The organism is Streptococcus oralis subsp. dentisani, from assembly GCF_002096685.1.
GTDB classification, from domain to species: Bacteria; Bacillota; Bacilli; order Lactobacillales; family Streptococcaceae; genus Streptococcus; species Streptococcus oralis_AD.
Genome location: NZ_NCVA01000041.1, coordinates 150,267 through 170,416, shown reverse-complemented (window position 1 = coordinate 170,416; position 20,150 = coordinate 150,267). Strand labels below are relative to the sequence as shown.

The 20,150-nt window shown below is 42.6% G+C and carries 19 protein-coding genes; 13 read left to right on the top strand and 6 right to left on the bottom strand.

All coding sequences use genetic code 11. From position 1 onward, the window contains the following. Positions 1 to 53: 53 nt before the first annotated feature. Together B7705_RS07480 and gor are read right to left on the bottom strand one after the other, a co-directional pair. Positions 54 to 590, bottom strand: coding sequence for a biotin transporter BioY (locus tag B7705_RS07480; RefSeq protein ID WP_057489201.1), 537 nt, complete (start codon positions 588 to 590; stop codon positions 54 to 56). Between the two features lie 143 nt (positions 591 to 733). Continuing rightward, positions 734 to 2,080 carry a glutathione-disulfide reductase gene (gene gor, locus B7705_RS07475; RefSeq protein WP_084926026.1) on the bottom strand — a complete coding sequence of 449 codons (1,347 nt, stop codon included), beginning with the start codon at positions 2,078 to 2,080 and terminating at the stop codon, positions 734 to 736. Between the two features lie 267 nt (positions 2,081 to 2,347). Between gor and B7705_RS07470 the strand changes: the two genes are divergently transcribed. From B7705_RS07470 to metG, 4 genes are all read left to right on the top strand, one after another. After that, a complete protein-coding gene (locus B7705_RS07470) occupies positions 2,348 to 3,502 on the top strand; it encodes an efflux RND transporter periplasmic adaptor subunit (protein ID WP_084948769.1) in 1,155 nt (384 codons plus the stop codon). Then, complete coding sequence (locus B7705_RS07465) at positions 3,486 to 4,187, top strand: ABC transporter ATP-binding protein (protein WP_084948767.1); 702 nt, start codon at positions 3,486 to 3,488, stop codon at positions 4,185 to 4,187. Before B7705_RS07470 ends, B7705_RS07465 begins: the two co-directional genes overlap by 17 nt. Position 4,188: 1 nt before the next feature. Then, complete coding sequence (locus tag B7705_RS07460; protein ID WP_084948766.1) at positions 4,189 to 5,445, top strand: ABC transporter permease; 1,257 nt, start codon at positions 4,189 to 4,191, stop codon at positions 5,443 to 5,445. Positions 5,446 to 5,568: 123 nt separating this feature from the next. Beyond that, positions 5,569 to 7,566 carry a methionine--tRNA ligase gene (gene metG, locus B7705_RS07455; protein ID WP_084948764.1) on the top strand — a complete coding sequence of 666 codons (1,998 nt, stop codon included), beginning with the start codon at positions 5,569 to 5,571 and terminating at the stop codon, positions 7,564 to 7,566. Between the two features lie 16 nt (positions 7,567 to 7,582). On the opposite strand, the gene B7705_RS07450 is transcribed toward metG, so the two are convergent. The 3 genes from B7705_RS07450 to coaA form a co-directional block, all read right to left on the bottom strand. Next, positions 7,583 to 8,116, bottom strand: coding sequence for a DNA topology modulation protein (locus B7705_RS07450; RefSeq protein WP_084948763.1), 534 nt, complete (start codon positions 8,114 to 8,116; stop codon positions 7,583 to 7,585). A gap of 52 nt (positions 8,117 to 8,168) precedes the next feature. Next, complete coding sequence (gene rpsT, locus B7705_RS07445) at positions 8,169 to 8,405, bottom strand: 30S ribosomal protein S20 (protein ID WP_001274000.1); 237 nt, start codon at positions 8,403 to 8,405, stop codon at positions 8,169 to 8,171. 67 nt (positions 8,406 to 8,472) lie between these two features. Continuing rightward, entirely contained in the window at positions 8,473 to 9,393 is a 921-nt protein-coding gene (coaA, locus tag B7705_RS07440; protein ID WP_084948761.1) for a type I pantothenate kinase, read from the bottom strand. 209 nt (positions 9,394 to 9,602) lie between these two features. Between coaA and B7705_RS07435 the strand changes: the two genes are divergently transcribed. The 8 genes from B7705_RS07435 to B7705_RS07400 all read left to right on the top strand — a co-directional run bounded on the left by B7705_RS07435 (position 9,603) and on the right by B7705_RS07400 (position 17,353). Further along, positions 9,603 to 10,193: a class I SAM-dependent methyltransferase gene (locus B7705_RS07435; RefSeq protein WP_084948760.1), complete on the top strand. Its 591-nt coding sequence runs from the start codon at positions 9,603 to 9,605 to the stop codon at positions 10,191 to 10,193. Beyond that, positions 10,190 to 11,467 (top strand): pyrimidine-nucleoside phosphorylase, encoded by a 1,278-nt coding sequence (locus B7705_RS07430; protein WP_084948758.1) that lies wholly within the window; start codon positions 10,190 to 10,192, stop codon positions 11,465 to 11,467. The genes B7705_RS07435 and B7705_RS07430 overlap by 4 nt, the downstream gene beginning before the upstream one ends. Positions 11,468 to 11,486: 19 nt before the next feature. Beyond that, the gene (gene deoC, locus B7705_RS07425) at positions 11,487 to 12,149 is read left to right on the top strand and encodes a deoxyribose-phosphate aldolase (protein WP_084948757.1); all 663 of its coding nucleotides are present in this window, start codon (positions 11,487 to 11,489) and stop codon (positions 12,147 to 12,149) included. Beyond that, positions 12,136 to 12,525, top strand: a complete 390-nt coding sequence (locus tag B7705_RS07420; protein WP_000246096.1) for a cytidine deaminase — start codon at positions 12,136 to 12,138, stop codon at positions 12,523 to 12,525. Before deoC ends, B7705_RS07420 begins: the two co-directional genes overlap by 14 nt. 90 nt (positions 12,526 to 12,615) lie before the next feature. Continuing rightward, positions 12,616 to 13,671, top strand: a complete 1,056-nt coding sequence (locus B7705_RS07415; RefSeq protein ID WP_038805409.1) for a BMP family lipoprotein — start codon at positions 12,616 to 12,618, stop codon at positions 13,669 to 13,671. A gap of 136 nt (positions 13,672 to 13,807) precedes the next feature. After that, a complete protein-coding gene (locus B7705_RS07410) occupies positions 13,808 to 15,343 on the top strand; it encodes an ABC transporter ATP-binding protein (RefSeq protein ID WP_084948755.1) in 1,536 nt (511 codons plus the stop codon). Next, positions 15,336 to 16,394 carry an ABC transporter permease gene (locus tag B7705_RS07405; RefSeq protein WP_000038676.1) on the top strand — a complete coding sequence of 353 codons (1,059 nt, stop codon included), beginning with the start codon at positions 15,336 to 15,338 and terminating at the stop codon, positions 16,392 to 16,394. The genes B7705_RS07410 and B7705_RS07405 overlap by 8 nt, the downstream gene beginning before the upstream one ends. 2 nt (positions 16,395 to 16,396) lie before the next feature. After that, positions 16,397 to 17,353: an ABC transporter permease gene (locus B7705_RS07400; RefSeq protein WP_084948754.1), complete on the top strand. Its 957-nt coding sequence runs from the start codon at positions 16,397 to 16,399 to the stop codon at positions 17,351 to 17,353. Between the two features lie 37 nt (positions 17,354 to 17,390). Here B7705_RS07400 and plsY read toward each other — a convergent pair whose 3' ends face one another. Continuing rightward, the gene (plsY, locus tag B7705_RS07395; RefSeq protein ID WP_084948752.1) at positions 17,391 to 18,032 is read right to left on the bottom strand and encodes a glycerol-3-phosphate 1-O-acyltransferase PlsY; all 642 of its coding nucleotides are present in this window, start codon (positions 18,030 to 18,032) and stop codon (positions 17,391 to 17,393) included. A gap of 135 nt (positions 18,033 to 18,167) precedes the next feature. On the opposite strand from plsY, the gene parE reads away from it, so the two are divergent. After that, positions 18,168 to 20,117: a DNA topoisomerase IV subunit B gene (gene parE / locus B7705_RS07390; protein ID WP_084948750.1), complete on the top strand. Its 1,950-nt coding sequence runs from the start codon at positions 18,168 to 18,170 to the stop codon at positions 20,115 to 20,117. The last annotated feature ends 33 nt before the right edge of the window (positions 20,118 to 20,150 follow it).

The following is a 20,150-nucleotide window of genomic DNA, read 5'->3' as shown; positions in this document are numbered from 1 at the left end:
TAGGAAGTAATTGGAAAGGAAATAGTCCAGAACAATTGTTCTGGACTATTCTTTTATCTTGAAAAATATGGAAGGCTTTTTAATCGTTCGAGTAGGGGACGACCAATGAAACTAATGGCAATGATCTTACCAAGATCAGGAAGGATAAAGGGAAGGACACCGACAGCTAGTGCCTGATCAAATGGCATACCAGCTAGGAAGTGGAGGCTGAGAATGCCTCCGACAAAGACGAGGGAGTCACCCAAGAGGTTGGCTAGGAAAATGCGAATGTAGCCACTATTTTGATGGATGAGATAAGATGTAAGTCCAGCATAGATAAGGTCGAACCAAAGATAACCTGCACTTGGGCCGACTAAAACGTGAAATCCAGCCCCTCCCCCTGCAAAAACAGGTAAACCAATGGCACCCAGCAAGAGATAGAGAGCTACAGATAGAACAGCTTCTCTGGGTCTAAAAACAGTAGCAATCAGACCGATCGCAAAGTTTTGCAGAGTGAAGGGGACAGGACCGATAGGGAGACTGATTTGTGCCAATACGGCGATGAGAGCAGCACCGATAGCAGGGATAGCATAGATATGAGCTTTTTCCAAAACTGTTAACCTCTTTTCGAAATTATAGTAACTATTATACTAATTCAGAAGGAAAAGTCAACTTATTTTTTATGAAGAGGTAACAAACCTGTAACAGCCGATTTTGCATGTAAAAAGAGAGCTCAAGAAGTCTCTTTCGATAATTAGCGCATGGTCACAAATTCTTCAGAAGCAGTTGGGTGGATAGCTACTGTAGCATCAAAGTCGGCCTTGGTCGCTCCCATTTTGATGGCAACAGCAAATCCTTGAATCATTTCATCTACTCCGTAACCGAGTCCGTGAAGGCCAACAACTTTTTCGTCAGCACCGGCGGTGATGAGTTTGAAGCGAGATTCTTGACGATGGCTTGTAACGGCAGAGTACATAGATGCAAAGCTTGATTTGTAGACTTTAATGTTATCTTGGCCGTATTCTTTGATAGCTTGATCCTCAGTTAAACCAACGGTTCCGATTGCTGGGTGGGAGAAGACAACAGTAGGGATAGTCGTGTAGTCCATCTTGGCATTTGTTTTCCCGTTGAAGAGGCGCTCAGATAGGGTACGTCCTGCCTTGATAGCTACTGGGGTCAGTTCTTTCTCTCCAGTAACGTCCCCAAGGGCATAGATGCCATCTACAACTGTATTTTGATACTCATCCACTTGGATAAATCCACGTTGGTTGAGTGTGACGCCAGCTTTTTCTAACTCCAGACCGTCTACATTTGGACGGCGACCGGTAGCCCAGATAACTTGGCTGGCAGTGTGACTAGAACCGTCTTCAAAATGAATGGTAATACCTTCCTCCGTTTCTTCGAGCTTGACGGGTACCTTATGCGTGTGCAAAGGTAGGCCTGTTTTTTCCATTTCATTGACAAGACCTTCAACGATGTAGTTGTCAAAAGTGCGCAAGGGACGATCGCGACGCACAAACAAATCCGTTTTTACTCCTAGTGCGTGGAGAACACCAGCTAATTCAACAGCAATATAGCCAGCACCAAGAATCGCAACAGATTCAGGAAGTTGTTCCCAAGCAAAGACATCGTCTGAGCTACCACCGAGTTCAGCTCCAGGGATAGTTGGGATGCTTGGACGAGCGCCAGTCGCAATCACGATATGCTTGGCACGAATCAATTCACCATTGACGCTGACGGTGTTAGCATCAACAAAATGAGCACGACCTTCAATCAAATCAACACCGTTGCGTTTGAAACTTCCATCATAAGACGAGCGGGCACGGTCGATGTAGGCTTCACGATTTTGACGAAGTTTAGCAAAATCAAATTGAACATCTGAACTTGTAAAACCATAGTCAGGGCCATAGTGGTAGAAGCTTTCAGCGATTTGCGCTCCATACCACATGATTTTCTTAGGAACACAGCCAACGTTGACACAAGTTCCACCTAATTTTTTCTCTTCGATAACAGCTGCTTTAGCGCCGTGTTCACCAGCTCGATTCATAGTGGCAATGCCGCCACTCCCTCCGCCGATAGCGATTATATCATATTCTCTCATAGAAAACTCCTTATAGCTTTGATAGTCATATTCTATCGTTTTTATTTTTTGAATGCAAAAATCTGCTACGCTCTAAAGAAATAGCAGAAATCACTTGCTAAATATAGAAATAAGGTGTATGATGTTACTAGTACAATTTCGCATAAATCAAATGGAAACAAGGCATGTTTCCTGAATTGTTCTCTTTTCTCTCTGAACAATCATTGTTTAGAGTAGGTAAATTTGCTATAATAGTCTTTGTATTGAAAATAAAATAGGAGTTTTGTGATGAAGGGGAATAAGAAAACTAAAAAATGGCAACTATACACAGCTATTGGTGCTGCAAGTATTATTATAACCAGTGCAGCGGGTATTTTGCTATTTAGACAGCCCTCTCAGGCTGCCGGTAAGGATGACACATCGCATCTCGTAGTCGCAAAGGAAGGAACAGTTGCCTCCTCTGTTCTTTTATCTGGTACCGTCACCGCAAAAAATGAACAATATGTTTATTTGGATGCAAGTAAGGGTGAGGTGGATGAAATCTTGGTTTCTGTTGGAGATAAGGTTGACAAAGGACAAGCGCTCGTAAAATACAACAGCACAGAAGCGCAATCTGCTTATGATGCAGCTAACCGTGCCATAGCCAAGGCTGATCGTCGTATCAATGACCTGAAGGAATCACGCAACAACGCTCTAGCTGATTCGGAAGAATATGATGATGGAGCACAGGGTTCTTCAGTCTCTTCCATTGATTCTCAGATTAGTGATGCTCGTGATAGTCGTGCTGATGCAGAGGCGCAACTTAAAAAGGCGCAGGCCCAATTGGACGCAACAAAGGTTTTGAGTACGCTAGAAGGTACAGTTGTGGAAGTTAATCGCAATGTATCGAAGTCCACAACTGCTGCAAATCAAGTGATGGTTCATGTAGTAAGTAACGACAATCTACAAGTCAAGGGAGAACTTTCCGAGTACAATCTTGCCAACCTTTCTGTTGGCCAAGAAGTGACCTTCTCTTCTAAAGTTTACCAAGATAAAACTTGGACAGGGAAGATCAGCTTTATTTCAGCTTACCCTAAAAATAGTGGAGAAGGAACGAACGCTATAGCTGGGGGGAATACTGGTTCTAAATATCCCTATACGATTGAAGTGACGAGTGAGATCGGTGATTTAAGACCAGGTTTCACCGTTAGTGTTGAGGTTAAAAGTGACAAGAAATCAATCCTCGTGCCCTTAACCAGTGTCATTACTGAAGACGGGAAAAATTACGTTTGGGTTGTTGACGAAGAGAATAAGGCTAAGAAAATCGAAGTTAGCCTAGGAAATGCTGACGCAGAAAACCAAGAGATCACATCTGGTTTGACAGACGGAACCAAAGTCATCAGTAATCCAACGACTTCCTTGGAAGAAGGAAAAGAGGTGAAGGCTGATGAAACAACTAATTAGTCTAAAAAACATCTGCCGGAGCTATCGAAATGGTGAACAGGAACTGCAGGTCTTGAAAAATATTAATTTGGAGATTGGCGAAGGGGAATTTGTTGCCATTATGGGACCATCTGGCTCGGGTAAATCTACTCTGATGAATACCATCGGAATGCTGGACACCCCAACTAGCGGCGAATACTATCTAGGAGGTCAAGAAGTGGCCCGTCTAGGTGAAAAGCAGTTGGCACAGGTACGTAACCAACAAATTGGTTTTGTCTTTCAACAGTTCTTTCTTTTGTCAAAGATGGATGCTGTTCAAAATGTTGAGTTACCCTTGATTTATGCCGGAGTTCCAGCTACCCAACGTCGCAAGTTAGCAGAGGAATATCTGAGTAAAGTAGAGTTGACTGATCGTATTCATCACCTTCCTTCGGAGTTGTCTGGCGGTCAAAAACAACGGGTGGCCATTGCGCGTGCTCTTGTTAACGATCCCTCAATCATCCTAGCTGATGAACCGACAGGCGCCTTGGATACGAAAACAGGAAGCCAAATCATGGAACTCTTGGTTGAGTTAAATGAAGAAGGCAAGACTATTATTATGGTAACGCACGAGCCCGAAATTGCAGCCTATGCAAAACGCCAGATTGTAATCCGTGATGGGGTTATTTCATCTGATAGCGCTCGTTTGGAAGGAAAGGAGAACTAAGATGCAAAATCTGAAATTTGCCTTTTCATCTATTATGGCACACAAGATGCGCTCTTTTTTGACCATGATTGGCATTATCATCGGGGTCTCTTCAGTAGTTGTCATCATGGCTTTAGGGGACTCTATGTCTCGTCAGGTCAATAAAAATATGACAAAATCTCAGAAAAATATTCAGGTGTTTTTCTCACCAATTAAAAGTAAGGACGGTTCTTTTACACAAAAGCAATCTGCACTGACACTATCTGGTAAAGAAGATGTTCACGTAGAACCACCTAAAACACAGGAATCGTGGGTTAGGGAAGCTGCCAAACTAAAAGGTGTAGATGGCTATTATGTGACTAATAGTACAAATGTTACTTTGACCTATAAGGATAAAAAGGTAGAGAGAGCAAGTCTGACAGGTGGAAATATTACTTATATGTCTGCTGTAGAAAATAAAATTATTGCAGGTAGGGATCTGAGAGAACAAGACTACCGAGATTTTGCAAGTGTGATTTTGCTAGATGAAGAACTCGCTAAAAGTCTTTTTGACTCGCCTCAGGCAGCACTCAATCAAATCATTTCAGCCAATGGATATAGCTATCGCGTGATTGGTGTTTACTCTAGTCCTGCTGTTAAAAGTGCTAAGATGTTTGGTGTAGGTGGCTTACCAATTACAACCAATGCTTCTGTAGCAGCTAATTTTAATGTAGAGGAAATTTCTAATATTGTCTTTCGTGTGAATGATACGAGTCTAACTCCGACTTTGGGGCCAGAACTCGCACGCAAGATGACAGAAATTGCAGGAGTACAGCAGGGAGAATATCAGGTTGTAGACGAAACCGCCGCTTTTGCCGAGGTTCAGCAAATCTTTGGTTTTATGACCGCTATTATCAGTGCTATCGCAGGAATCTCTCTCTTTGTGGGAGGGACTGGGGTTATGAATATCATGCTGGTTTCTGTAACGGAGCGTACTCGTGAGATTGGTCTTCGTAAAGCATTGGGAGCTACACGGGCTAATATCTTGGTACAGTTTTTGATTGAGTCCATGATTTTGACCTTATTAGGTGGTCTTATCGGACTTGTTAGTGCAGCAGGCTTGACCGCACTAGCAGGGGCCTTGCTAAAAAATATGATGGAAGGAATAGAAATTGGTGTCTCGCTACCGATTGCTCTCTTTAGCTTGGCTGTTTCGGCCAGTGTTGGGATGATTTTCGGAGTCTTGCCAGCTAATAAAGCGTCTAAGCTTGATCCGATCGAAGCCCTTCGCTATGAATAAGATAAACAAGATGGACACTTGTCTATCTTGTTTTTGTATGGATTTTCCTATCGAAAATCACTAAAAATATGATATAATGAAGTGTTAGAAAAACAGGTTTCATTTGCCTGGAAAGGAAAAATTATGTCTGAAAAGAATTTTTATATTACAACACCGATTTACTATCCATCTGGTAAACTTCATATCGGTTCTGCCTACACAACCATCGCCTGTGATGTCCTAGCACGTTACAAACGCCTCATGGGCTACGATGTCTTTTATCTGACAGGTCTTGACGAGCATGGTCAGAAAATCCAGCAAAAAGCGGAAGAAGCTGGCATCACACCACAAGCTTATGTTGATGGGATGGCGGTTGGCGTCAAAGAACTCTGGAAATTGCTTGATATCTCATACGATAAATTCATCCGTACAACTGATGACTACCATGAAAAAGTAGTAGCTGATGTGTTTGAACGTCTTTTGGCTCAAGATGACATCTACTTGGGTGAATACTCTGGTTGGTATTCAGTCTCAGATGAGGAATTCTTTACAGAAAGCCAGCTTGCAGAAGTTTTCCGTGACGAAGCTGGAAATGTAACGGGCGGTATTGCTCCATCAGGACATGAAGTGGAGTGGGTTTCTGAAGAGTCTTACTTCCTTCGCCTAAGTAAATACCAAGATCGCTTGGTTGAATTTTTCAAATCGCATCCAGACTTTATCACTCCTGATGGTCGCCTCAATGAAATGTTGCGTAACTTTATCGAGCCAGGTTTGGAAGACTTAGCGGTTTCTCGTACAACCTTTACATGGGGAGTTCCGGTCCCATCCAATCCAAAACACGTTGTCTATGTTTGGATTGATGCTCTTCTCAACTATGCGACAGCTCTTGGATATGGTCAAGATGATCATGGTAATTTTGATAAGTTCTGGAATGGAACGGTCTTCCACATGGTCGGAAAAGACATTCTTCGTTTCCACTCAATCTACTGGCCAATCCTTCTCATGATGTTGGATATGAAGTTGCCTGAACGCTTGATTGCCCATGGTTGGTTTGTCATGAAAGACGGTAAGATGTCTAAGTCTAAAGGAAATGTCGTTTACCCTGAAATGCTAGTAGAGCGTTATGGACTGGACCCACTTCGTTACTACCTCATGCGTAGCCTTCCAGTTGGTTCAGATGGAACCTTCACTCCAGAAGACTATGTAGGCCGTATCAACTATGAATTAGCCAATGACCTAGGAAACCTCCTCAACCGTATGGTTTCCATGATTAACAAGTACTTTGATGGACAAATCCCTGCCTATGTAGAAGGTGTGACAGAATATGACCATGCTCTTGCTGACGTTGCAGAACAATCAATCGCTGATTACCATACACACATGGATGCAGTTGACTACCCACGTGCTTTAGAAGCAGTCTGGACGCTTATCTCTCGTACTAACAAATATATTGATGAGACAGCTCCATGGGTCTTGTCCAAGGATGAAGCCCTTCGTGACCAATTGGCAAGTGTCATGAGTCACTTGGCAGCTAGCCTCCGCGTCGTAGCTCACTTGATTGAACCATTTATGATGGAAACCAGTCGCGCAATCTTGACTCAACTTGGCTTGGAAGAAGTGGCGAGTCTTGAAAACTTGAGCTTGGCAGACTTCCCTGCTGGTGTGACTGTTGTTGCCAAAGGAACACCAATCTTCCCACGTCTGGACATGGAAGAAGAAATCGCCTATATCAAGGAACAAATGGAAGGCAACAAACCTGCGGTCGAAAAAGAATGGAATCCAGACGAAGTCGAACTCAAACTAAACAAGGATGAAATCAAGTTTGAAGACTTCGATAAGATTGAAATTCGTGTCGCAGAAGTCAAAGAAGTGTCTAAAGTGGAAGGTTCTGATAAGTTGCTCCAATTCCGCCTAGATGCTGGTGATGGTGAAGACCGTCAAATCCTCTCAGGAATTGCCAAATACTATCCAAACGAGCAAGAATTGGTCGGCAAGAAAGTCCAAATCGTTGCCAATCTTAAGCCACGCAAGATGATGAAAAAATATGTCAGCCAAGGCATGATCCTCTCAGCTGAACATGATGGCAAATTAACCCTTCTCACAGTTGATCCAGCTGTACCAAACGGAAGTGTGATTGGGTAAAAGCAAAAAACCAACGTTAGACACGTTGGTTTTTCTTGTTATGCGCGAGATTTTCTAAGAAGTAGTCCATCTCCTTTTGCGACCTGAGAACAATTACTTTCTCTGGGTAGGTTTCTTGAACCCGTTGATAACGTTCTTTAGCATTCTTTGTCCGCCCATCCCAGAGAATCCATCGGATAAAGTCCCAGTCAAAGCGTTCAGGGCAACCTGCAGCCATGCTTTCTCTGACCTTGCCTCGGTATGTGAGATACCGTTTAAAGGCTCGAAAGAGACAAGTCCATGGTGAAAAATTGAGAAAGATGATTTGGTCAGCTTCCTTCATTCTTTCTTCATAGCAACACCAAGAGTAGTTGCCGTCGATGACCCAAGCTTCGTGCTTAGTGAGAAAGTTTTTCATCTCAGTTTCCATCCAATCGCAGTCGCTGTCTTGCCAACCAGGTTGAAATTGAAGTGTATCCACATGCAGTTTTGGGATAGAGTAGTAGTTTGACAACTTTTCAGCTAGAGTTGACTTACCAGCTCCAGAATATCCTATGATTGCTATTTTCATTTTTTACCTTTTCTTATTAGAGGACAAAAAAACAGCCTCTATGGACTGTTTCTTATTTAGCAAGTTTAGCTGAAAGACGAGCTTTATCGCGGCTTGCTTTGTTTTTATGAATCAAACCTTTAGTTTCTGCTTTGTCGATAGCTGAGCTAGCAGCACGGAAAAGTTCTTCAGAAGGGTTTGCTTCGAAAGCTTTGATAGCAGTACGCATAGCTGATTTTTGAGCTGAGTTTTTTTCGTTTTGTTTAACGTTCAATTCAGCGCGTTTGATAGCTGATTTAATGTTTGCCAATGTTCTTACCTCCATATTTACTAACTATACCATTATATCTGAAAACTCAGGTTTTGACAAGGGGAAATTATTTTTTTAGGTAAATTTCATCAATTTCATGGTTTTTAGCCTTGTGGAGAATGACCTCAGCCCGATTTCTTGTTGGTTCGATATAGTTTTGTAGATTTGTAAGGTTGATAGTAGTCCATACTTGATGGGCAAAAGATTCTACTTCTTCCATTGGCATTTGAGTAAAACGGTGGTAGTAGCTTTCAGGATCATTCTGGGCAAAGCTGAGGAGCTTCAAAAAGCGGTCTAAATACCAGCTTTCAATGTCCTCGACAGCAGCATCCACGTAGATGGAGAAATCAAAGAAATCAGTGATGTAAAGGCGCTCATTTTGAGGATTTTGAAAGACATTGATGCCTTCAACAATAACAAAGTCCGCAGCTTTAACCCGTTGTTTTTCCCCAGGAACGATGTCATACACTTCATGAGAATAGACTGGAATATCAACATCCTGCCCATTCTTTAGGCGGTCAAGAAAATTCAGCAAGGCTTCCATGTCATAGCTCTCTGGAAAACCTTTGCGATTTAAGATACCTTGCTCAATTAAAGTTTGGTTGGGATAGAGAAAGCCATCCGTTGTCACCAATTCTACAGTAGCATCGGCAAGTGTACGGGAGAGAAGGATTTGTAGGAGGCGACTAGTGGTCGATTTCCCCACAGCAACACTACCCGAAACCCCAATAATAAAAGGTTGGGGCTTGCTATCCCTTTGAAGAAAGATTTCTTTTGAGAAGGATAAATCTTCTTTGGCTTTTTTATAGATATGGATAAGGTGAACCAGTGGCAGATAGATGTCGGTCACATCTTGTAGGCTGATTTGGTCATTAAAACTCTTGATGGAGTCTAGTTCTTCTTCCGTCAAGGGAGGGGTTGTCTTGCGATGCAAGGACTGCCAGGTTTGGCGGCTGATTTTCTCAAAATGTAAAAATTCGTTGGTCATAAGTTTGTCTTTCTGATTCGATACTTTAGTATATCATATTTGACTTATAAAAACAGAAACGAATTCAGTCCATTTATGATATATAGTTTTTAAAAGAAATGAAAACCATTAAAAAGCTTTGGTTGTTATCATAACAGATGTAGTCTGTGTCTTGAAATTTAGCTTTGTAAACGATTTAACATTTCACTAAAATATGGTAAAATAGTTTCATGAGTAAAATGTATTATGCAGAAAATCCTGACGCTGCTCACGACATTCATGAGTTGAGAGTGGAGTTGTTGGGAGAAAATATGACCTTTTTTACGGATGCGGGTGTTTTTAGCAAGAAAATGGTCGACTTTGGGAGTCAGCTTTTATTGAAGTGTCTAGAGGTTAACAAAGGAGAAACGGTCCTTGATGTAGGCTGTGGATATGGTCCCTTGGGGCTTTCTTTGGTCAAGGCTTATGGAGTTCAGGCAACCATGGTCGATATCAATAACCGTGCCTTGGACCTAGCGCGACAAAATGCTGAGAGAAACCAAGTTTCAGCGACGATTTTCCAATCCAATATCTATGAGCAAGTTGAAGGGGAATTTGACCATGTTATTTCCAATCCGCCGATTCGAGCGGGTAAACAAGTTGTTCATGAGATTATCGAAAAGAGCAGGGATTTTCTAGAAGACGGTGGTGACTTAACGATTGTCATTCAGAAAAAACAGGGGGCTCCTAGTGCTAAAGCTAAGATGGAAGACGTTTTTGGAAATTGTGAAATCGTAAAGAAAGACAAGGGATATTATATCCTTAGAAGTGTGAAAGAATGAGAGCAGTTGATTTAATCCAAAAGAAACGAGATGGTCAAGAACTGACTGCAACTGAAATCAAATGGCTGGTAGAAGGCTATGTGGCAGGAACTGTTCCAGACTACCAGATGTCTGCTTTTGCTATGGCTGTTTATTTCAAAGGAATGACCACACGTGAGATTTCTGACCTGACGATGAATATGGTCAAGACAGGTCAGGAGTTTGACTTGTCAGCTATTGAGGGGGTTAAAGTTGACAAGCATTCGACTGGTGGTGTAGGTGATAAGGTGACCTTAATCTTGGCTCCCCTTGTTGCGAGTTTCGGTGTGCCCGTTGCTAAAATGAGTGGTCGTGGTCTCGGCCATACTGGTGGGACAATTGATAAATTGGAGTCCATTAAGGGCTATCAAGTCGAGCGCAGTCAAGAAGATTTCATTCGTCAGGTGCAAGATATTGGAGTATCTGTCATTGGGCAGTCAGATCAGCTGGTTAAAGCAGACAAGCTTCTCTATGCCCTCCGTGATGTGACAGCAACTGTCGACACGATCCCATTGATTGCTAGTTCTGTTATGAGCAAGAAAATCGCTGCAGGAGCGGATGCCATTTTGCTAGATGTAACAGTCGGTGAGGGTGCCTTTATGAAGACTGTCGATGAGGCGCGTGAGTTGGCTCAAACCATGGTAGATCTTGGTAAGGCAGTTGGTCGAAAGACGGTAGCAGTCATTACCGATATGAGCCAACCCTTGGGAAGAGCCATTGGGAATCGTCTCGAAATCCTTGAGGCAATCGAGATTCTTCAAGGAAAAGGCCGAGAAGATATTAGTCACTTTATCTGCGAGCTAGCTCAGATTATGCTTGGCTTGGCTGATGTTGAGAAAACGGTCGAGGAAATCCGTCAACATCTTGAGAATGGCCAAGCATTAGCTAAGTTTGAAGAAATGGTAGCAGCACAAGGCGGTGATTTAGATGATCTCTATCGCCTAGTCAAGGTTGCTCATGTGGTGGAAATTCCAGCTCAAGATACAGGTGTTATTTCAGCTCTTCCAGCTATGGAATTTGGGCTCTATGCCATGAGACTAGGAGCTGGTCGTGCAGTCAAGTCTGATGACCTGGACTATGAAACAGGGATTGTTTTTGAAAAGAAAGTTGGAGACTCCGTTCAAAAAGGAGAAATTGTTGCAAAAGTTTATACAAATGGAAAAATTTCTTCTGAACTAGTTACAGAATTTCAAAAATATGTTAAAATAAATGATGGAGTGCAAAGTTTACGAGAAATTATAGAAATTATCTCATAAAACCAGGGAGAATCCGAATATGAAGTTAAATAAACATATCGATCATACGCTTTTAAAGCAAGATGCAAGCCAAGAACAAATTGATCGTTTGCTATCTGAAGCGCGTGAGTATGACTTTGCCAGCGTATGTGTCAATCCCACATGGGTGAAACATGCGAAAATAGGGCTTGATGGTTCAGATGTAAAGGTTTGTACAGTAGTTGGTTTTCCTTTGGGAGCAACAACTTCAGCTGTGAAAGCTTTTGAAACAAAAGAAGCTGTTCAAAACGGTGCAGATGAGATTGATATGGTTATCAATGTTGGTGCCCTCAAATCAGGCAATCTTGATTTAGTTGAATCGGACATCCGTGCTGTCGTAGAAGCAAGTGGTGACAAGTTGGTTAAGGTTATTATTGAAGCCTGCTTGTTGACAGACGATGAAAAGGTTGTGGCCTGCCAATTATCCCAGAAGGCAGCCGCTGACTTTGTCAAAACATCAACTGGATTTTCAACTGGTGGTGCCACTATTGAGGATGTTAAGTTGATGCGTAAAACAGTCGGGCCAGATATGGGTGTTAAGGCGGCTGGTGGAGCGCGTTCATATGCAGATGCTGTCGCTTTTGTGGAGGCAGGTGCTACCCGTATCGGAACATCTGCTGGCGTTGCGATTTTAAAAGGAGAATTGGCAGATGGCGACTACTGAGTTGATTGAACTAGCAATTGAAACCAGCAAGAAAGCCTATGTACCCTATTCTCACTTTCCCATCGGAGCTGTTTTAGTGGCCAAGGACGGTAGCATTTATACGGGTGTCAATATCGAGAATGCTAGTTATCCCTTGACTAATTGTGGAGAGCGTACCGCTATTTTCAAAGCAGTTTCGGAGGGACAACGGGAGTTTTCAGAGTTGATTGTCTACGGACAAACTGAAAAACCCATCTCGCCATGTGGTGCTTGTCGTCAGGTCATGGTTGAGTTTTTTGAACAAGATCTAAAAGTGACTTTAGTTGCTAAAGATAAATCGACGGTCGAGATGACGGTCGGGGAGTTACTTCCATACTCATTTACAGACTTAAATTAGTCTGAGCTACTCTTCGAGTGGCTGTGGTCTACGTGACCAAACGATCTATACTTGCAACATCGTTGCACATCTTATTTAGGAGGTTCAGTAATGAACAAGAAACAATGGCTAGGCCTTGGTCTAGTTGCAGTGGCAGCAGTTGGACTTGCTGCATGTGGTAACCGCTCTTCTCGTAACGCAGCTTCATCTTCATCTGAAATGAAGACGAAAGCAGCGATCGTAACAGATACTGGTGGTGTTGATGATAAATCATTTAACCAATCAGCTTGGGAAGGTTTACAAGACTGGGGTAAAGAACACAATCTTTCTAAAGATAAAGGCTTTACTTATTTCCAATCAACAAGTGAAGCAGACTATGCTAACAACTTGCAACAAGCGGCTGGAAGTTACAACCTGATCTTCGGTGTTGGTTTTGCACTTCACAATGCAGTTGAAGAGGCAGCAAAAGACCACTCTGACTTAAACTATGTCTTGATTGATGATGTGATCAAAGATCAAAAGAATGTTGCGAGCGTAACATTTGCTGATAACGAAGCAGCTTACCTTGCTGGTGTTGCAGCAGCTAAAACAACTAAAACAAAACAAGTTGGTTTTGTAGGTGGTATCGAATCTGAAGTTATTTCACGTTTCGCTGCTGGATTTAAGGCTGGTGTTGAGTCAGTAGACCCATCTATCAAAGTACAAGTTGACTACGCTGGTTCATTTGGTGATGCTGCCAAAGGTAAAACAATTGCAGCAGCTCAATACGCTGCAGGTGCAGACGTTGTCTACCAAGCAGCTGGTGGTACAGGTGCTGGTGTCTTTGCTGAAGCAAAATCTTTGAACGAAAGCAAAAATGAAAACGAAAAAGTTTGGGTTATTGGTGTAGACCGTGACCAAGCAGCAGAAGGTAAATACACTTCTAAAGATGGTAAAGAATCAAACTTCGTTCTTGTATCTACATTGAAACAAGTTGGTACAACTGTAAAAGATATTGCCAACAAAACAGAAAAAGGTGAATTCCCTGGTGGACAAGTTATCGTCTACTCATTGAAAGATAAAGGGGTTGACTTGGCAGTAACAAACCTTTCAGAAGAAGGTAAAAAAGCTGTCGAAGATGCAAAAGCTAAAATCCTTGACGGAAGTGTAAAAGTTCCTGAAAAATAATGAATAAAAGTCATTTCTTAGGAAGCGGCCATCGGTCGCTTCTTTAAGAATTGAGGCAATTTTTGTCTCAATAGAGCTTGTTAATGTGATTAGCAGGTTTTATTGAAATAAAATAAACCTCTGAAAGGAAGAGCATATGGCACACGAAAATGTCATTGAGATGCGGGATATTACCAAGGTGTTTGGTGAATTTGTAGCAAACGACAAGATAAATCTGCAACTGCGAAAAGGTGAAATCCATGCACTTTTAGGAGAAAATGGAGCGGGTAAATCCACTCTGATGAATATGCTGGCAGGACTTCTTGAGCCAACTAGTGGTGAAATTGCGGTGAATGGTCAAGTTGTCAAAATAGATTCACCTTCTAAAGCTGCTAGTCTAGGAATTGGGATGGTTCACCAACATTTTATGTTGGTTGAAGCTTTTACAGTAGCTGAAAATATCATTTTGGGGAGTGAAATCACTAAAAATGGTGTGCTAGATATAGCTGAAGCTACTAAAGAAATCAAGGCTCTTTCTGAACGTTATGGTTTGGCAGTGGATCCTGCTGCCAAGGTGGCAGATATTTCCGTTGGTGCTCAACAACGTGTAGAAATCTTGAAAACACTTTATCGTGGTGCTGATATCCTTATCTTTGACGAACCTACAGCTGTATTGACTCCTTCAGAGATTGACGAGCTGATGGCTATCATGAAAAACCTTGTCAAAGAAGGAAAATCCATTATTTTGATTACTCATAAACTGGATGAAATTCGTGCGGTATCCAATCGTGTGACGGTTATCCGTCGTGGGAAATCAATCCAGACGGTTGAGATTGCTGGAGCTACCAATGCTGATTTGGCAGAAATGATGGTAGGGCGCTCTGTCTCCTTTAAAACGGAGAAACAGGCACCTCAACCAAAAGAAGTTGTTTTGTCTATTAAGGACTTGGTTGTTAATGAAAATCGCGGTGTACCAGCTGTGAAGAATCTTTCTTTGGATGTTCGAGCTGGTGAAATTGTTGGTATTGCGGGTATTGACGGCAATGGTCAATCTGAACTCATTCAAGCCATTACAGGCCTTCGTAAGGTTGAGTCTGGTAGTATTGAATTAAAAGGCAAATCAATCGTGGGAATGCACCCACGACAAATTACGGAACTCAGTGTAGGGCATGTTCCTGAAGACCGTCACCGTGATGGATTGATTTTGGAGATGATGATTTCAGAAAATATCGCTCTTCAAACCTACTATAAAGAACCACTCAGTAAGAATGGTATTTTGAACTATGCGAATATCACTTCACATGCAAAGAAATTAATGGAAGAATTTGACGTCCGTGCGGCAAGCGAATTTGTTCCAGCAGCAGCTCTTTCAGGAGGAAATCAACAAAAAGCGATTATTGCTCGTGAGATTGATCGTGATCCTGAACTCCTTATCGTCAGCCAGCCAACTCGTGGTTTGGACGTTGGTGCCATTGAGTACATTCACAAACGCTTGATTGAGGAACGTGATAATGGCAAGGCTGTTCTCGTTGTCAGTTTTGAATTGGATGAGATTTTAAATGTCTCAGACCGTATTGCTGTTATCCACGATGGGAAGATTCAAGGTATTGTGTCGCCAGAAACGACTAACAAACAAGAACTTGGTGTCTTGATGGCAGGTGGAAACTTGGGAAAGGAGAAGAGTGATGTCTAAAAAATTACAACAAATTTCGGTTCCCTTGATTTCCGTATTCTTAGGAATCTTGCTCGGAGCCATTGTCATGTGGATCTTCGGCTACGATGCTATCTGGGGTTATGAGGAGCTGTTTTATACAGCTTTTGGTAGCCTTCGTGGGATTGGGGAAATTTTCCGTGCCATGGGACCTCTAGTCTTGATTGGTCTTGGTTTTGCTGTTGCTAGTCGGGCAGGTTTCTTTAACGTTGGTTTGCCAGGTCAAGCGCTAGCGGGATGGATTCTCAGCGGTTGGTTTGCCTTGTCGCATCCAGATATGCCACGTCCAATGTTGATTTTAGCGACTGTGGTGATTGCTCTGATTGCAGGTGGAATTGTTGGTGCAATTCCAGGTATTCTCAGAGCTTATCTCGGTACGTCAGAGGTTATCGTAACCATTATGATGAACTACATTGTTTTGTATGTAGGGAACGCCTTTATTCATTCTTTCCCGAAAGACTTTATGCAAAGTACAGACTCAACAATTCGTGTGAGTGCCAATGCTAGTTACCAGACACCATGGTTATCTGAGTTGACTGGTAATTCTCGTATGAATATCGGTATCTTCTTTGCTATCATTGCTGTTGGGGTGATTTGGTTCTTGCTTAAGAAAACGACTCTCGGTTTTGAAATTCGAGCAGTTGGTCTCAATCCCCATGCTTCAGAGTACGCTGGTATTTCAGCAAAACGTACAATCATCCTATCAATGATTATCTCTGGTGCTTTGGCTGGTCTCGGTGGAGCGGTCGAAGGGCTTGGAACCTTCCAAAACGTTTACGTTCAGGGATCATCATTAGCTATCGGATTTAACGGGATGGCAGTTAGTTTGCTTGCTGGAAATTCACCAATTGGAATCCTCTTTGCAGCCTTCTTATTTGGGGTTCTGCAAGTTGGTGCGCCAGGTATGAACGCAGCGCAAGTTCCGTCTGAGCTTGTCAGCATTGTAACAGCGTCTATTATCTTCTTTGTCAGTGTTCACTATATTATTGAACGCTTTGTCAAACCGAAAAAACAAGTTAAAGGAGGTAAGTAAGGATGTCTATTACAACATTACTCACCCTCTTGGTCTCTTCTATGCTGATTTACTCAGCACCACTTATTTTTACGAGTATCGGAGGAGTTTTCTCTGAACGTGGTGGTGTCGTTAACGTCGGTCTTGAAGGAATTATGGTTATGGGAGCCTTTTCTGGGGTTGTCTTTAACCTTGAGTTTGCAGAACAACTTGGAGCAGCGACTCCTTGGATTTCCTTGTTAGTTGCCGGTATCGTGGGAGCTATGTTTTCCCTCATCCATGCAGTCGCTACAGTTCATTTCCGTGCGGACCATGTTGTCAGTGGTACAGTATTGAACTTGATGGCTCCTGCCCTAGCAGTTTTCTTGGTTAAAGTTCTTTATAACAAAGGACAAACGGATAACTTAAGCCAGACTTTTGGACGTTTTGATTTCCCAGTTTTGGCTGATATCCCAGTGATTGGAGATATTTTCTTCAAGTCAACAAGTTTGCTAGGTTATATTGCGATTGCCTTCTCGTTCCTTGCTTGGTTTATTCTCTTTAAGACACGTTTTGGTCTTCGTCTTCGCTCTGTTGGTGAACACCCTCAGGCAGCGGATACCTTGGGGATCAATGTCTACAAGATGCGATATCTTGGGGTTATTATTTCAGGTTTCCTAGGGGGAATTGGTGGAGCGATTTATGCTCAATCCATTTCTGTCAACTTCTCAGTGACAACTATTGTCGGTCCTGGATTTATCGCTCTTGCTGCGATGATCTTTGGTAAATGGAATCCAATTGGTGCTATGCTTTCTAGTCTCTTCTTTGGACTTTCACAAAGTTTGGCAGTTATCGGTTCTCAGCTTCCTTTCTTGCAAGGAGTACCTGCGGTTTACCTCCAAATTGCGCCTTATGTTTTGACAGTCATTGTCTTGGCAGCCTTCTTCGGAAAAGCAGTTGCTCCTAAGGCAGATGGTATCAACTACATCAAATCAAAATAAGCATACAAAAAAACGTCAGTTCATTCAAACTGGCGTTTTATTTTTTAGGATTTTGATGGGTTAGGTTCAATCCCCAAGGGACGAGATTTTCAGTTTTATTTTTGATACGTGTGATATTATCCTTGTGACGAATGATAATCAAGCTAGCAAGTGCTAGGATAATCAGAATGAAGAGGGGGTCATAGCTGCTCAGGATAAATCCAAATAGTGGAAATAGGAGAACTCCGATAACGGCTGCGATAGAAGCAGTAACGCTAGACAGTGAAATCATACTACCTAGATAGAGGCTTCCAAAGAATACGATTGCTAGGTAGAGGCAGAAGACAGGCGCAAAACCGAAAATCACTCCAGCACTGGTTGCGACAGCCTTGCCCCCCTTAAATCCTGCAAAGATAGGGAAGGTATGTCCAATCACAGCCAAAAGTCCAAAGACGAGAGGTGATACACCTTGTAGGTGGAAAAGAATTGGAAGCAGAGTGGCCAAGGTTCCTTTGAAAAAGTCAATTACAAAGGTTGCCATACCTGCTTTCTTACCCAAAATACGGAAAGTATTGGTCGTACCAGTATTTCCAGAACCGTGTTCGCGCAGATTTGTTTGAAAAAAAACTTGTCCAATCCATAGACCAGACGGAATCGAACCTAGTAGATAAGCTAAAATTAATAATACAAATGTCATCATGGTTCTATTATACCATGAAATGGTGTAGAAAGGTTGAGAATCTCTTGTGAAATTGTGACAGCTGAACGGGAAAAACTTTGCAAAATCCCTAGAAAACCTGTAAAATAGAAAAGATGAACAAATAGGAGGTTCCTTGTGTCAAAAAAGGAAATCAATATTAATAACTACAATGATGACGCCATTCAGGTGCTAGAAGGGTTGGATGCGGTTCGTAAACGTCCGGGGATGTATATCGGATCGACTGACGGTGCGGGTCTTCATCACCTAGTCTGGGAAATAGTGGACAATGCAGTTGATGAAGCCTTGTCTGGATTTGGTGACCGCATTGATGTGACCATCAATAAAGACGGAAGTTTGACAGTAGAGGACCATGGTCGAGGGATGCCGACCGGGATGCACGCCATGGGAATTCCAACTGTTGAAGTTATCTTTACCATTCTCCACGCTGGAGGAAAATTCGGTCAAGGTGGTTATAAGACATCTGGTGGTCTCCACGGAGTGGGATCTTCAGTCGTTAATGCACTCTCAAGTTGGTTGGAAGTTGAAATTACCCGTGACGGTACAGTCTACAAGCAACGTTTTGAAAATGGCGGGAAACCCGTCACAACCTTGAAGAAAATTGGTACAGCACCCAAGTCTAAGACAGGTACCAAAGTCACTTTCATGCCTGATGCGACGATCTTCTCTACGACTGACTTCAAGTACAATACCATTTCAGAGCGCCTCAATGAGTCAGCCTTTCTCTTAAAAAATGTTACCTTGTCGCTAACTGACAAACGAACAGATGAAGCGATTGAGTTTCACTATGAAAATGGAGTTCAGGACTTTGTTTCCTATCTGAATGAAGATAAGGAAACTTTGACGCCTGTTCTTTACTTCGAAGGGGAAGACAATGGTTTCCAAGTGGAGGTAGCTCTCCAGTACAATGATGGATTTTCTGATAACATTCTATCCTTTGTCAATAACGTTCGTACCAAGGATGGTGGAACGCATGAAACAGGGCTCAAGTCTGCTATTACCAAGGTCATGAATGACTATGCGCGTAAGACGGGACTTCTCAAGGAAAAAGATAAAAACCTTGAAGGTTCAGACTATCGTGAGGGACTAGCGGCCGTTCTTTCTATCCTAGTTCCTGAAGAACACCTCCAGTTTGAAGGACAGACCAAGGACAAACTAGGCAGTCCACTGGCTCGCCCAATTGTGGATAGCATTGTTGCTGAAAAATTAACTTTCTTCCTTATGGAAAATGGAGAACTAGCTTCCAATCTCATCCGCAAAGCTATCAAGGCTCGTGACGCCCGTGAAGCAGCACGTAAAGCGCGTGATGAGAGCCGAAATGGCAAGAAAAATAAAAAAGATAAGGGCTTGCTTTCTGGGAAATTAACGCCAGCCCAGTCTAAAAACCCTGCCAAGAATGAACTTTATCTGGTCGAGGGGGACTCTGCCGGTGGCTCTGCCAAGCAAGGTCGTGATCGTAAATTCCAAGCTATCCTACCTCTTCGAGGTAAGGTTATCAATACAGCCAAGGCCAAGATGGCGGATATCCTCAAAAATGAGGAAATCAACACCATGATTTATACCATCGGTGCGGGTGTTGGAGCAGACTTTTCTATTGAGGATGCTAACTATGACAAGATCATCATCATGACCGATGCGGATACAGATGGTGCCCATATCCAGACCTTGCTCTTAACCTTTTTCTACCGCTATATGCGACCCCTAGTCGAAGCAGGACATGTCTATATCGCCCTTCCACCTCTTTACAAGATGTCTAAAGGAAAAGGCAAGAAAGAAGAAGTGGCTTATGCATGGACGGACGGAGAGCTAGAAGAACTCCGCAAGCAATTCGGCAAAGGTGCTACCCTCCAACGCTACAAGGGACTTGGTGAAATGAATGCGGACCAGCTCTGGGAAACAACCATGAACCCAGAAACCCGTACCCTTATCCGTGTCACGATCGAAGATCTGGCTCGCGCTGAACGTCGCGTCAATGTTCTCATGGGTGATAAGGTCGAACCACGTCGTAAATGGATTGAAGATAATGTAAAGTTTACGCTTGAGGAAAGTGGGGAAATGGTGTTTTGAGGAAATTGAAGGTATAGGTTATAGGAGTTTTTA

Bases quoted from the DNA above. Each gene is read 5' to 3' on its own strand.
- gor (WP_084926026.1), bottom strand. From the start codon at position 2,080: ATGAGAGAATATGATATAATCGCTATCGGCGGAGGGAGTGGCGGCATT.
- B7705_RS07470 (WP_084948769.1), top strand. From the start codon at position 2,348: ATGAAGGGGAATAAGAAAACTAAAAAATGGCAACTATACACAGCTATT.
- B7705_RS07465 (WP_084948767.1), top strand. From the start codon at position 3,486: ATGAAACAACTAATTAGTCTAAAAAACATCTGCCGGAGCTATCGAAAT.
- B7705_RS07460 (WP_084948766.1), top strand. From the start codon at position 4,189: ATGCAAAATCTGAAATTTGCCTTTTCATCTATTATGGCACACAAGATG.
- metG (WP_084948764.1), top strand. From the start codon at position 5,569: ATGTCTGAAAAGAATTTTTATATTACAACACCGATTTACTATCCATCT.
- B7705_RS07450 (WP_084948763.1), bottom strand. From the start codon at position 8,116: ATGAAAATAGCAATCATAGGATATTCTGGAGCTGGTAAGTCAACTCTA.
- coaA (WP_084948761.1), bottom strand. From the start codon at position 9,393: ATGACCAACGAATTTTTACATTTTGAGAAAATCAGCCGCCAAACCTGG.
- B7705_RS07435 (WP_084948760.1), top strand. From the start codon at position 9,603: ATGAGTAAAATGTATTATGCAGAAAATCCTGACGCTGCTCACGACATT.
- B7705_RS07430 (WP_084948758.1), top strand. From the start codon at position 10,190: ATGAGAGCAGTTGATTTAATCCAAAAGAAACGAGATGGTCAAGAACTG.
- deoC (WP_084948757.1), top strand. From the start codon at position 11,487: ATGAAGTTAAATAAACATATCGATCATACGCTTTTAAAGCAAGATGCA.
- B7705_RS07420 (WP_000246096.1), top strand. From the start codon at position 12,136: ATGGCGACTACTGAGTTGATTGAACTAGCAATTGAAACCAGCAAGAAA.
- B7705_RS07415 (WP_038805409.1), top strand. From the start codon at position 12,616: ATGAACAAGAAACAATGGCTAGGCCTTGGTCTAGTTGCAGTGGCAGCA.
- B7705_RS07410 (WP_084948755.1), top strand. From the start codon at position 13,808: ATGGCACACGAAAATGTCATTGAGATGCGGGATATTACCAAGGTGTTT.
- B7705_RS07405 (WP_000038676.1), top strand. From the start codon at position 15,336: ATGTCTAAAAAATTACAACAAATTTCGGTTCCCTTGATTTCCGTATTC.
- B7705_RS07400 (WP_084948754.1), top strand. From the start codon at position 16,397: ATGTCTATTACAACATTACTCACCCTCTTGGTCTCTTCTATGCTGATT.
- plsY (WP_084948752.1), bottom strand. From the start codon at position 18,032: ATGATGACATTTGTATTATTAATTTTAGCTTATCTACTAGGTTCGATT.